Genomic DNA, 14,302 nt, shown 5'->3' with positions numbered 1-14,302 from the left:
GTATAAATTAGTTAACAGATAAATATTAGCATATATAACAGATATAAGGAATTTTAATAAATGTACTTTATATATTGAGAGTAAACATATTTATAATTCACAAAATAATAAAATTAAATAACAGAGTAAATTTAAAATTAATTTCCAATAAATAAAAAAAGTTTAAAATGAAGTTTTCAAAATGGTATTAATCCATAATAAAAACTTCATTTTAAACTTTTATTTTTCATTAAATTTCTTCTTTATTTTCTTCAGTAGTGGTAATATCTACCGAAATATCAACTGATGATTTATCTTTTTTTAAAAATTTATTTAATAAGCCATTAGCTTTACTTACACTATCTTTACTTTTATTTACAGCGTTATTTATTTTCTCGTCTGTATCTTTTTTAAAATTAGTGACATTATTTTTCATTCCCACAACAGAATCTTGCAATGAATTTACTGATTTCACTAAACTTTCTGTTGAATCAAATAAAGGATTTAATTTCTCAGATTTTTCTTGTAAATCTTCGGCTAAAATATTAGTGTTTTGAAGTAGAATATTTGTTTCAATCATAATAGGTTCTAATTGTTGCTCCACTTTCTTCACTGTTTCATTAAGATCTCTAGCTAAATCTAATCCATCCTCTGCTATATCAGTAACAATATCTATAGATTTTCTAACGCGTAATAAAGTAGCTGCTCCACTAATACAAACTATAAGAATACCTACACCCGATAAGAATATTCCTGCATAAGCTAGAACTAACCAATCTATATTTGGCATTTCTATACCTCCTCTTTACATACTAATTATATTTTAAATTATAATTTATAGAATTACAATGCTTTTTCTTTAACTTCTTCCAAAAATTTTTGTTGATATTTGTTAATATCTCCGGCTCCCATAAATAAAATAACGTGATTGTCCAAAACTGATAATTTTTTTATTCCGTCTGCACCCTCTATTACTTCGGCATTACCTATAGCTTTTTGTAAGTCTTCTATAGTTACATTTCCTGTTTTTTCGCGTGCAGAACCAAATATTGAATACAAATATACTTTGTCAGCATTACGCAAGCTGTCAGCAAACTCTGTCAAAAATGTTTCTGTTCTAGTGTAAGTGTGTGGTTGAAATATAGCTACTACTTCTTTATCTTTATATTTTCTTCTAGCTGTATTTAATGTAGCTGTTATTTCTTTGGGGTGATGCGCATAGTCATCTACAACTATACTATTTTTAAATTTATATTCTGTAAAGCGACGTTCTGCATTTTGATAAGTAAGTAATCCTTTTTGAATATCTTCTTTACTCAATCCACAAATATCTCCCAAAATTATAGAGCTAGTTGCGTTGCTAATTTCATGCAAGCCAAATACACTCATATTAAATGTCGCAAAGTAATTGTCATATTTATATATATCGAATGTACTTCCTTCTTCATCGGTTGTAACATTTTTTATTGTGTAGTCATTACCTTCATTAAAACCATATGAAATCATTTTAGCATTTTTTGATTTTAAGCGTGATGCAAGTATATCATCACCACAATATATTACAGCCTCTTTTACTTGATCTACAAAACTTTGGAAAGCATCAAGTACATCTTCTTCATCTTTAAAATAGTCAGGATGATCAAAATCAACATTAGTAACTACTGCATAATTAGGTCTATAATGTAAGAAATGTCTGTAATATTCACACGCTTCAAAAATATAAATATCTGGATTTTCTACACCTATTCCTGTTCCGTCACCTATTAAATAAGAAGTAGGCATATTACATTTGAAAACTGCGCTTGTCATAGTAGTTGTTGTTGTTTTCCCATGAGCTCCTGTAATAGCTATAGATTTTATTTCGTCTGCTAACTCCCCTAAAAATTCGCTATAAGTATATATTTTAGAACCTATTTCTTTCGCTCTAACATATTCCATTTGATCTTCATTAAATGCATTTCCTAATATAACTATAAAATCTTTTTTTATATTATTAACATCATAGTTTAATATTTCTATATTTCTATCTTCTAATTTTTTCTGTGTAAAAAAGTATGTAGGTACGTCTGAGCCTTGAACATAGTTCCCCATATCATGCAATATTTGTGCCAAAGCACTCATACCCGAACCTTTTATACCTATAAAATGGTACTTATTCATTAATAATACTCCTCCTAAGTTATTTACAATAACTTTTATTTGCCATTACAATTCTACATTATATTTTACTTTTTTTCAAGAAAAGTGTAACATATTTGTAACATTAGAAAATATTTAATAATCTTATCTTCTAACTAAGTAAAATATATGATTTGTAATAGATATTTCTAGATTTATATTATTTACTTTTCTTGTTTCCCCATCAAATTGTAATAAATTTTTAGTTTTAATATTGAAAATAAATTTTTCTCCAACAACTCTTTGTAACTTTTTAGTCTTTTTAAAATGTTTTTCTGTAAATAATATATGTGGCAAAATTCTAGCTACATCAATTAAATTTACATTTTGGGCAATTATCAATGCTATTTCATTATTATTTTCTTTAGCTTGTGGATTAATTTTTATACCGCCGCCAAAATATTGATTTTTCATAAATGCCGAGAACAAAACATCATTGAATTTTAATTTTATTACATTATCTACTATAATATCAACAGAAAATAACTTGCGATTTTTATAAGCACTTAACAATTTACTTAAATAAGATAAGCGTCCTAGCTTTGAGGCTCTATCTTTTTTTGATATATTTACTAAATTAGATATTAAGGCATCAAAGCCGATACCTAAGCCATTCAACGCATAATATATTTCGTTATTATCTTTGGCTTTTATAAGCTCTACATTTTCTTCTTGAGAATTAAATAATTTCTCAATAAACTTCTCTTCATTAATTTCCAAATTAAGTGACCTTGCAAAGTCATTACCAGTTCCTGCAGGAAAATATGAAATAGGAATATTTAGATTTTCTTCTTTTAAGCCTGTTATAGCTTCGTTTAAAGTTCCATCTCCTCCAACAACTACAATTCTTTCGCTATTAATATCTTTTATAGATTTAGACGCTTCTTTTATTAATAATTTTGTATGCCCGGAATAGTTAGATATATAAATTTTATAATTAATATTATTCTTATTACACGCAGATTGTAGTTTTGACAAGACACCTTTGCCTTTATTTCCTCCTGCATATAAATGAGTAACTATTGTTATATTTTTCATATAATTTCCTCTTACTAACTAGAAATATTTTATAATAATTGTATCATAAAATTAGCTTTATTTCATAAAAACAACAAATATTAAATCGTGTCAGCTCTGATATAAAAAATACTACAAATTAATTTACAACAAAAAACTTGAAGAAATATTTAATTCCTTCAAGTTTTATAATAAAATTATTCTACAGTTACAGCTTTTGCCAAGTTACGTGGTTTATCAACATCTAAACCTCTTCCTGTAGCTGCATAGTAAGCAAATAATTGTGTTACTACTATACTAACGATAGGGGCTAACTCTTCATTAACATTAGGTATAGCATAGTCACCTTCACGGGCTAATTTTTCTAAAGTTATTACTAACGTGTTAGCTCCTCTACTAGCAACTTCACTTATGTTACCTCTAGTGTTCAAATCTAATTTTGTATTTGTAATCAATGCTACTACTGGAGTATCTTCTTCTATAAGAGCTATAGTTCCGTGTTTTAGCTCCCCTCCTGCAAATCCTTCTGTTTGAATATAAGATACTTCTTTTAGTTTAAGAGCAGCTTCACAAGCACTATAATAGTCTACCCCACGCCCTATATAAAATGCATTACGTTCTGTAAATAGTTTATCTGCTAAAACTTTTATATTTTTTGCATCATCAAGAATTGATTCTATTGCATTAGTTACAACTGATAACTCTTTTTCTATATCCAACTTAAGTTTATACCCTAATCTATTAGCAACTTCATAAGCTAAAATACTTAATACCGCTATTTGTGATGTATAAGCTTTTGTAGATGCTACGGCAATTTCCACACCTGCATGAAGCAATAATGTGTAATCACACTCACGACTTAAAGTTGAAGCATCAACATTAGTTAATACTAAGAATTTGTAATCAGAGTTTATTTCTCTTACTTTTGTAAGTACTGCACGTAAATCTGCTGTTTCCCCTGATTGTGATAAGAAAATAAACATAGGTTTTTTAGAAAGTATAGGCATATTATATGCAAATTCTGATGCTAAATGGACTTCTGTCGGTATTCTTACCCATTTTTCAAAATAATTTTTACCTACTAAACCAGCATTATAACTAGTTCCACAACCGATAATATATAGTCTGTCAGCATCTTTGATGTTGTTAATAATTTCTTCGTCCATAGAAACATTTTTACCATCAAAATATTTAGAAATTATATTTCGCATAGCGAATGCCTGCTCATTTATTTCTTTTATCATATAGTGATCATAAACACCTTTATCTATTTCTCCGTACTTAATATTAGGTGTAAATGGATTTCTAGAAACTAAATTCCCTTCTTTGTCCTCAATGTCAACACTATTTGCTTTTACTATAACTATCTCTCCGTCATTTATTTCCAAAAATTTATTAGTATACTTAATCATAGCCAAAGCATCACTTCCTACGTAGTTGCACTCTGAACCTAATCCTATTAATAACGGACTTTTATTTTTAGCTACATATAAAGTGTCTGCATCTTCTTTATCTAAAAGACATAGAGCATAAGACCCTTGCAATTTAGAAATAGCTTTTAAGAACGCTTCTTTAGTAGTAAGTCCATCTTGAGCAAATAATTCTATTAATTGAACTATAACTTCTGTATCTGTTTCTGATACAAAATTATGTCCTTTAAAAAATCTATCTTTTAACTCTTGGAAATTTTCTATAACTCCATTGTGTACCAATGTAAATCTACTACTTGCACTTTGATGAGGGTGAGAGTTAACTACATTTACACCACCGTGAGTTGCCCAACGAGTATGACCTATACCTACATTAAATACTAAATCCTCTGGTGTTAGTTCTTCTAAATTTTTTATACGACCTACTGTTTTTATAACTCTGACATCTTCATCTGAAATACCTGCTATACCGCAAGAATCATACCCTCTATACTCCAGACTATTAAGTCCATCTATTAAAAATTCTACACCATTTCCGTTTCCTATATATCCTACTATTCCACACATAATTTGTTAATCTCCTATAAATTTTATATTTTGTACATAATTCAGAAATCTAAAAAATATCATTAAATAAACTATTCAAAATACGCACAATAAATAAAGGTTAATACCTTAAATATAAAGAGATAGTAACAATTTTGTTTTATTTGTATGTTACTTAACGAAACTCTTAACTTCCGAAAAAGCATCCGCCGAATATTCGATAACTTTTTTCCTCGTCACCTAAGCTTAAGTCAACCGTTAAAGCTTAGACCGGGCGCTATAATTATAAAATTAAATCCTCCATATATTATATATTCAATAAATATACTATACTACACATAATATTGAAAGTCAACATACCGTATTTTATAACGGATTATTTATAAATTACACGAAAAATAAAATTTATTATAAAGATGAACTACAACAATCAGATAAAATTTTGTGATTTTTTTTTATTATGTTATAATAATTGTATAGACATTTATAAAGGAGAATAAACTATGAAAAAGAAAAATATATTTATAGCAGGAGCTATTGCTGCCTCAATTGCTGGAGCAGGTGGAGCTTACTATGGTTATACATATTATAATGACCCTGTATTAAAAATAGCTAGGGCTGAAGCTGAGACTGTCGAAAAAATATCAGCTTATACAAATGAGCGTTTAAAAGAAGATATTTCTTGGTTTGATAAAAATGCTGGAAAAGAAAAATCTCTTACTATTAAGTCTAATACAGAAAGTGCTGATATTGCAGTAACTATGTATCAAAATCCTAAAGAGAATAAAGGATTTATTTCTGCTGAAGCTAGTAATCCAACAAATAAAGAACAAAGAATTAATTTATCATTTTATGATAAAGGAAATGATGCCATTGTAGTAGACTCTAACCTTAGCGACTATGCAATTTCAATTCCAGAAAAATTCATAAAAGAGCAACTTAAATATCCATTAGCTCAAACACAAAATTCTTTAGACTCATCATACATAGATTCAATAGATATTAGTGTAAATGAAATTACAAAAATATTTATTCCAGACAAAAATACCTCAGACTTCCAACTAAACAATAGTGACGTAATAGAAATATTAAAAACTCTGCCTAAAGAAGCTATCACTAAAAAAGATGATATATACACTGTAACACTAAATAAAGAAAGAATTGATAATCTAGCATCTAAATATGAAGAAATTGCTACTAAAAAAGCTAAAACAGAATTTTCTAAAAAATATGTACAAGAGTATGTAAAAAATGTAAAAGAAAATACTTCTAAACTTAAAGATGATATAAAAATAGATTATAAAATAACAAAAGAAGAAGTAACTAGAACTATTCACTATAAAGATAATACAATTAAAACAAAACCAAAAGATATGAAATTAGAAATTAAATCTAATATATCTAAAGAAAAATTATCTTTCAATTTAACTAATGAGTCTAACGATACAGTACAATATGTTAGTGAAAAAACTGGTGATAACAGCTATAAAGATACACTTACTTACAATGGTGAACAAAAAATAAATGTTGATACTAAAAAATCTGGAAACTCAACTGCAACTAACATTAAGATACCAGATATGGTAGGATCACCGTATAGTAATATGGAACTAAAAACTACTGTCCAAGATTCAACTCTAACTTATGAGTTATCTGATAGTAGTAATATGAAATTAGTTACACTAATTTATAGTAATAACCCTACTAAACCATCTGAAACTACTAAAGAAATCAAAGACTTAGCTGGTAAAAATTCTTCTGACCAACAAATGATTTTAGCAGAATTTGTTCAAAAAATAATGATAAAACTATTATCAGATGAAATGAATGAATAATATAGTAAAGATAAAAAAGTCTAACTTATAATAAGTTAGACTTTTTTGTATATTAATGTATTTACTATTTAGCGATAAATAAAAAATATTTAACATAAAAATTTTAATTCTTTATATTAAATACTATATAAATATATTTTTTAACCAAAAAATATTCAGCATAGAGATTTTTTTTCACTACACTGAATATTATATACCATTTTTCTTTTATCTTAACCCTTTATCGTAAGGAATACCTAAAGCCTCTGGTGCTGAAGATTTCTTCGAGAACACTATTAAAGCTATAATAGTTGCTACGAATGGGAACATATTCCAAAATGATACCGGTACTGGTAAATCTGGAGCCAAAATAGATACTTTTTCTGCAAAAACTTTAGTTCCTCCAAAGAATAACGCTGATAATGTTACAGTTATAGGATTATATTTACCGAATATTAATGCTGCTAGAGCTAAATATCCAAATCCGTATACTGTCATCGAAGCATTAAATCCTTGACTGAATGTAGTAGCTATTATTCCTCCAGCAAGCCCTGCTAAACATCCTGATACAATTACACCGATATAACGATATTTAAATACATTTAAACCTAGTGAATCGCTGGCTTGAGGATTTTCACCCACAGAACGCAGACGCAATCCAAATGGTCTCTTATATATTAAGTAGTATGTAGCAATTACTATTATGATAGCTAAAACAATAGTTGGATAAACAGTTAACTTTCCTACTATAGAATATCTAGGAAATCCTGTTTTTAATAATAATTCATAAGTTCCATTGTAGTGATTAACTAAAAACAATGCTATTGCTGGTGCCATTAAATTAATTGCTGTACCCGAAATAACTTGATCAGCTTTTAAGTTAATACTTATAAATGCATGAAGTACAGAGAAGATTCCTCCAGCCAATGTAGCTACTACTAAACACAATACTAATTGTGCAAATGTAGGCTCTCCAGCGAATAAACTAGTTGCAAATATAGACGTAATAAAAGCACCAAAAATTACAAATCCGTCCAATGCAATATTAACAACCCCACTTTTTTCTGAATAGAAACCTCCTATTGCAGCTATTAGTATAGGTGCTGTATATTGCAACATAGAGTCTAATAGTGATAAAAATGTATTCATCTATTTTTCTCCTTTCGTTTTTTTACTTTTTGCAAAAAGTTTTGCTAAAAATTTATTTTCAAACATAGCTTTAGCTGCTACGAATAGAACGATTAATCCTATTAAAATATTAGATATATCTTTTGGTATACCGACAAACGTAAGAAGCGGTGTAAGAACTGATAAAAACCCAAACAATAATGCTCCTAATAAAACTCCTATTGCAGTATTAGCACCTATAAGAGCCACAGCAATACCCATATATCCATACCCTTGGAATGTTGAACTTACAACTACTTGACCAACAGGCCCCATATTATAAAGAACTCCACCTAATCCAGCAAAAGCTCCCGAAATAAACATTGATAAAATAACATTTCTGTTTACTTTCATACCAACAAATTCCGAAGCATTTCTATTAAATCCTACTGAACGTAATTCGTATCCAAAAACTGTCTTTTCCATTAAAATATAGAAAATAATTAAACTTACTATAACAAATATTAAGTCTGATCCTAATCGACTGTTTCCAAATATTGAATAAATAAAACTATTATACAAATAGCTAGTTTTTCCATCTGCATCAACTATTAATTTTGAAACAACGTCATTAGTTCCACGTATATACTTAGGAACAAAAAATTGAACAAAATATAGTGCTGTATAGTTTAACATAATTGTTACAACTACTTCACTTATATTAAATCTAGCTTTTAAATATCCTGCAATAGAAGCCCAAAGACCTCCAGCTAAAATACCTGCTAAAACACTACAAGTTAAAACTAAATAGAAGTTAGATCCTTGCATACTTATAGCAACAAATCCTGACATAAGACCACCCATAATGAATTGACCTTCTGCCCCTATATTGAATAATCCTGTTCTAAATGCGAAAGCTATAGACAAACCTGTACATACCAAAGGTATAGTCGAAATAATAATTTCTGATATATTACCTCTATCCGTAACTACCGATTGCATAATAGCTATAACGTCAGCAGGAGATGCCCCTATAGCTAATACTATAATAGCTCCGACTAAAAATGAAGCCAGTATAGGTAGAATAGCATTGGTTAATATTTTATACATTCTTAAATCTCCTTCCTATTTTTTAACTCCGGCCATTAATAGACCTAATTGTTCTTTTGTTACTTTTTCGTCATTATCAACCACATCTATAATGTTTCCGTTATGAATAACAGCTATTCTATCTGATAATGTCAAAATTTCATCTAAATCATAAGAAATTAATAATACGCCGTTTCCTTTATCACGATAATCAATTAACATTTTATGAATACCATTAATAGCTCCAACATCAAGCCCCCTTGTCGGTTGAGTTGTTACTATAAGGCTAGGATCTAACTCTAAAGCTCGTCCTATAATTAATTTTTGTTGATTACCTCCACTCATACTACGAGCTGCTATTTTCTCTGTTCCCGCTTTACGAACATCATATTTTTCACATAAATGTTTTGCAAATTTCGTGATAGATTTTTGTTGTAAAAATCCTTTTTTTGCAAATTTTGAAGTATAATAATTTTCTAAAATTGAATTTTCTTCAATACTAAAATCCAATACTAACCCATCTTTATGTCTATCTTCAGCAATAATTTCTAATCCTAACTCTTTTCTTTTTGCAGTAGATAATTTAGAAATATCTTGCCCTTTGAAAATTATATTTCCTGCAGTTTGTTTTAATAAAGCATTAAGTACTTCTACAAATTGTTGCTGTCCATTACCATCAACACCTGCAATACCTAAAATCTCTTTTTCTTTAACTTCTAAGTTAAAATCGTGTAAAATATCTTTTTTCTCATCAGTGTCTGCATAAACACCTTTAACTTCTAGTATATTTTCTTTACCTTCTCGAGATCTTTGATAATTTATAATTTCTAAATCTTTTCCTATCATTAGACTGGCTAATTCTTCTTTTGTAGTGTTTTCTATCTCAACTGTTCCAAAATACTCACCACGACGAATAATACTACAACGATCTGCTACTGCCATAATTTCATTAAGTTTGTGAGTAATTAATAAAATTGTTTTTCCTTCACTTTGTAAATTTTTCAAAATAACCAGAAATTCTTCAATCTCCGCTGGTGTTAATACTGCAGTAGGTTCATCAAAAATTAATATTTCTGCATCACGATACAACATTTTCAAAATTTCTACTCTTTGTTGCATACCTACTGTTATATCACTTACTAAAGCATTTGGATCTACTTGTAACCCGTATTTTGCAGATAAATCATATATTTTTTTAGAAGCATTTTCCATGTCTATCTTTCCACTTTTTACTTCTTCCATTCCTAATATAATATTTTCTGCAACAGTAAAGTTTTTAATCAATTTAAAGTGTTGGTGTACCATCCCTATTCCTAACTGATTGGCATGCTTAGGATCTTTAATTTTAACTTCTTTACCATTTAGCTTTATAGTTCCTTCTTCTTGATGATACATACCAAAAAGAACAGACATAAGAGTTGATTTACCAGCTCCATTTTCACCTAATAGTGCGTGTACTTCATTTTTCTTAACCTGAATAGTTATATCTTTATTTGCGTAGAAGTCACCAAACTTTTTTGTGATGTTTAGCATTTCTATTGCATACATATAGGCACCTCGTTTCAATAATTTTGTACAATATAATTATAATATATTTTTCTTATATAGTATATGTTTTTCTAAAACTTTTTGTATTTTTTCTTTTGTATTTAAGTATAAGTTTAATATGAAAAATAAAACTCTATTAAGTTTTATATAAAACTAAAAAGAGCCTAGTATCTAGACTCTTTTTAGTAATCAAAGAATTAAGCTTCGCCTTTTAAGTTATCTTTATTTGGTAATTCTTCACCAGTTTCTACAATTTTAACTGCTCCTGATTTCAATTCTTCTCCAGCTGCAATAACTTTTTTATAAATCTCATCTGTAAGATTTGGGTTTTTCTCTGGTACTCCTACACCATTGTCTTTAATACTTAAAACTACAGCGTTAGCTTTTCCACCTTTGAATGTTCCATTTTTAATAGAATCTAGTGCTTTTGTTACTGCAACATTAATATTTTTAACTGCAGAAGTTAAAATAACAGATTTCTCTACATCTTTTCCATCTTTATCTTTAGCTTTGAATACACCGTCTTCGTATTGATCTTTATCAACACCAACTACCCAGTGTTTAACTTCTCCACTATCTTTAAGGTCATTTATTGCTCTTTCTTGTGCTTCTTTAATAACACCTGTTCCTGTTCCACCTGCTGCTGCGAAAATAACATCTGCACCTTCATCATACATAGTTGCAGCTAATGTTTTTCCTTTATTAGAATCAGTAAATGAGCCACTGTATTGATAGAATATTTGAATATCTGGATTAGCTGCTTTAGCACCTTGAATGTACCCTACACCGAATTTAACAACTGCTGGAATTTTTGCTCCTCCAACAAATCCTATTTTTCCAGTTTTAGATTGTAATGCTGCTGCATATCCTGCTAAATATCCTGCTTCATGCTCTTGGAAAGTAGTTGATACTACATTTTCTTTATCTACTACACCATCTAAAAGAATGAATTTCTTATCGCTATATTTGTCTGCAACTTCTGGTAAACTGTTCTCAAAATAGAATCCAGCTATAGAAACTACATCAGAAACTTTTGCTGCTGTTTCTAAGTTAGGAACTATTTTATCTTGACTTTTAGTTTCAATAGGTTGTTGTGCTGTACCACCATTAGCTTTTGTCCAAGCTTCTACAGCTTCAACATTACTTTGGTTAAAGCTTTTATCTTTTGCTCCCCCTTCATCAGTAACTACTGCTACTTTTAGTCCTGAAGAACTGCTACCATTGCTCCCAGACTTAGAAGAACATCCTACTAATATTAGAGCAGTTGATAAAACTACTGCTACAAATGAAAATAACTTTTTCATAAAAAAATTGTCTCCTTTGAGTTTTATTTTATAAGAAAATGATATCATAAAATTTTTTAAATATCAATATTTTTATTCTATATTTTAATATATGATTATGAAAGTTCGGAAATATCGCTTTCATTAATCTGTATATATTTGAATTTTATTTTTTTAGTCGTTTTTTATGAATTATTATCATAAACAATATCTTACAATTTTCTCTAAAGTTCTCCTTTAACAATCATCTTTTCTGATTCTGTTAAAGATTTTTCGTCATCTTTTACTTTTATTTCTTCTGAAGATATTTTTTCCATAATAGCTTTGACCTTAGATGCTATATCTTCAGATAAGTTAGGATTATTGTTAGGTAAAGTTAATCCATTTTCTTTTATTCCAAAAATCAATGTAGTATTTCCTTGGAAAGTACCCGCTTTAATTTTATCCAAAATATTTTTCACAGCAACATCTACTTTTTTCATTGCTGAAGTTAAAATAACTGATTTTTCTACATCTTTTCCATCTTTATCTTTAGCTTTGAAAGTACCCTCTTCATATTGGTCTTTATCAACACCGATAACCCAATGTTTTATCTCTCCACTATCTTTAAGGTCATTTACTGCTCGCTCTTGCGCTTCTTTTATAGCACCATTTCCTGTATTACCAGCAGCTGTAAATATTACATCTGCTCCTTCGTCATACATAGTTGCAGCTATAGTTTTTCCTTTATTAATATCTGCAAAACTACCACTATAATTGTAAATTACTTCGATATTAGGGTTTGCTTCTTTAGCACCTTGCACAAATCCTAAACCAAATTTAGCTACTGGTGGTATTTTTAGTCCACCTATAAAGCCTACTTTTCCAGTTTTTGACTGTAATGCTGCTACATATCCTGCTAAATATCCCGCTTCTTGCTCTTTGAAAACAGCAGATACGATATTATCTCCTTTTGCTTCCATGTCTATATAGATATATTTAACATCTTTATTTTTCTCTGCAATTTTTGGAAGTTCTTTTTCAAAATCATAACCTGCTACAGAAACTATGTCTGATTTAGATGAAACGTTTTGTAAATTAGTATTTATATCAGCAGCGCTCTTGCTTTCTATAGGTGGATGTGCCGTTGCATCGTTCTCTTTAGCCCACGACTGAACAGCTTCCACATTAGCCTGATTGAAACTTTTATCTTTTACTCCTCCTTCTCCGACTACTACTCCTATTTTATAACTAGATTTGTCTTCAGACTCTTTATTTTTAGAAGAGCAACCAATAAAAATTAGTATTATAGAAACTAAGATTGCTACTTGTTTTAATATTTTTTTCATAATATCCTCCTTACTATGTAATACACCTAAAATATAACATATTAATAAACAAAATGCAAACGTTTTTTTATATTTTAAGATGTATGTAACCTCTATTTATTTTTATGTTATTTTTTGATATAATTTTTTATATAATAAACTACAAGGAGAATTAATATGACTTATTATGACAAAATAACCGAAGCTGCTAATTTTATAAATGATTTTTATGGAAAAGATATTGACTACGCTGTAGTTTTAGGTAGTGGGATAACTTTAGAATTAGAAAATCAAAAAGAACTTAGTTATTCTGATATTCCTAATTTTCCTGGAAATAAATCTACATCTAATGTTAAAGGTCATGCTAATAAATTAACTTTTGGACAAATTTCTGGAAAAACTGTTATGGTGCTAAACGGGCGCTTGCATTACTACGAAGGTCATAGTATGAAAGATGTAGCTTTTATGACTTATGTAGTTAAGTTTATGAACATTAAGGGACTATTTATTACAAATGCTTGTGGAGCTATAAACACAAATTACAAAGAAGGCGATATCGTCTGTTTAGATGATTTTATATCTTTAGTCACTGATAATCCACTTATCGGAGTTAATGACGAACGACTTGGTGAGAGATTTGTGGATATGACTACGCCGTTTAATCCTACATTAGTAGAAAGTTTATCTTCTTCTGCTAAAGAATTAAATATTACTTTACATCATGGAACATATGGATTCTTTATGGGACCTTATTTCGAAACTCGTGCCGAAATAAAAGCTTTCAAAACTATGGGGTGTGATTTAGTAGGAATGTCTACTGTACCCGAAGTAATAGCAGCTAATCATGCAGGGCTTCCAGTAGCAGTGTTATCTTGCGTAACTAATATGGCAACTGGTATACAAGAAAAAAATCACGATCACGAACACGTACTAAAAACAGCACAACAAATTAGTATTAACCTTAAAAAGTTACTAAATACTACTCTTAAAAATCTTAATTAAGG

At 29.0% G+C, this 14,302-nt stretch carries 11 protein-coding genes; 2 read left to right on the top strand and 9 right to left on the bottom strand.

Translation table 11 applies throughout. The features are described from left to right. Window positions 1-229 precede the first annotated feature (229 nt). The 4 genes from HZY83_RS00450 to glmS form a co-directional block, all read right to left on the bottom strand. On the bottom strand, window positions 230-769 hold the full coding sequence (locus HZY83_RS00450; RefSeq protein ID WP_179942150.1) for a DUF948 domain-containing protein: 540 nt from the start codon (window positions 767-769) through the stop codon (window positions 230-232). A gap of 53 nt (window positions 770-822) precedes the next feature. After that, window positions 823-2,139 carry a UDP-N-acetylmuramate--L-alanine ligase gene (gene murC, locus HZY83_RS00445; RefSeq protein ID WP_179942149.1) on the bottom strand — a complete coding sequence of 439 codons (1,317 nt, stop codon included), beginning with the start codon at window positions 2,137-2,139 and terminating at the stop codon, window positions 823-825. A gap of 123 nt (window positions 2,140-2,262) precedes the next feature. Then, window positions 2,263-3,195 (bottom strand): diacylglycerol/lipid kinase family protein, encoded by a 933-nt coding sequence (locus tag HZY83_RS00440; protein WP_179942148.1) that lies wholly within the window; start codon window positions 3,193-3,195, stop codon window positions 2,263-2,265. Window positions 3,196-3,371: 176 nt separating this feature from the next. Next, window positions 3,372-5,171: a glutamine--fructose-6-phosphate transaminase (isomerizing) gene (glmS, locus tag HZY83_RS00435; RefSeq protein WP_179942147.1), complete on the bottom strand. Its 1,800-nt coding sequence runs from the start codon at window positions 5,169-5,171 to the stop codon at window positions 3,372-3,374. Between the two features lie 482 nt (window positions 5,172-5,653). Here glmS and HZY83_RS00430 point away from each other — a divergent pair, with 482 nt between their 5' ends. Beyond that, window positions 5,654-6,985 carry a hypothetical protein gene (locus HZY83_RS00430; RefSeq protein WP_179942146.1) on the top strand — a complete coding sequence of 444 codons (1,332 nt, stop codon included), beginning with the start codon at window positions 5,654-5,656 and terminating at the stop codon, window positions 6,983-6,985. Window positions 6,986-7,192: 207 nt separating this feature from the next. Here HZY83_RS00430 and HZY83_RS00425 read toward each other — a convergent pair whose 3' ends face one another. The 5 genes from HZY83_RS00425 to HZY83_RS00405 all read right to left on the bottom strand — a co-directional run bounded on the left by HZY83_RS00425 (window position 7,193) and on the right by HZY83_RS00405 (window position 13,319). Next, window positions 7,193-8,113, bottom strand: coding sequence for an ABC transporter permease (locus tag HZY83_RS00425; RefSeq protein WP_179942145.1), 921 nt, complete (start codon window positions 8,111-8,113; stop codon window positions 7,193-7,195). After that, complete coding sequence (locus HZY83_RS00420) at window positions 8,114-9,181, bottom strand: ABC transporter permease (protein WP_179942144.1); 1,068 nt, start codon at window positions 9,179-9,181, stop codon at window positions 8,114-8,116. 15 nt (window positions 9,182-9,196) lie between these two features. Further along, on the bottom strand, window positions 9,197-10,708 hold the full coding sequence (locus HZY83_RS00415) for an ABC transporter ATP-binding protein (protein ID WP_179942143.1): 1,512 nt from the start codon (window positions 10,706-10,708) through the stop codon (window positions 9,197-9,199). A 197-nt stretch (window positions 10,709-10,905) separates the two neighbouring features. After that, window positions 10,906-12,012, bottom strand: a complete 1,107-nt coding sequence (locus tag HZY83_RS00410) for a BMP family lipoprotein (protein ID WP_179942142.1) — start codon at window positions 12,010-12,012, stop codon at window positions 10,906-10,908. A gap of 203 nt (window positions 12,013-12,215) precedes the next feature. Further along, window positions 12,216-13,319, bottom strand: coding sequence for a BMP family lipoprotein (locus HZY83_RS00405; RefSeq protein WP_179942141.1), 1,104 nt, complete (start codon window positions 13,317-13,319; stop codon window positions 12,216-12,218). Between the two features lie 156 nt (window positions 13,320-13,475). Here HZY83_RS00405 and HZY83_RS00400 point away from each other — a divergent pair, with 156 nt between their 5' ends. Beyond that, a complete protein-coding gene (locus HZY83_RS00400) occupies window positions 13,476-14,300 on the top strand; it encodes a purine-nucleoside phosphorylase (protein WP_179942140.1) in 825 nt (274 codons plus the stop codon). Window positions 14,301-14,302: the final 2 nt, after the last annotated feature.

This window comes from Gemella sp. GH3 (assembly GCF_013415425.1).
In the GTDB taxonomy this organism is placed as follows: Bacteria; Bacillota; Bacilli; order Staphylococcales; family Gemellaceae; genus Gemelliphila.
The sequence above is the reverse complement of the archived record's forward strand: the minus strand, read 5'-3'. Positions and strand labels throughout refer to the sequence as shown.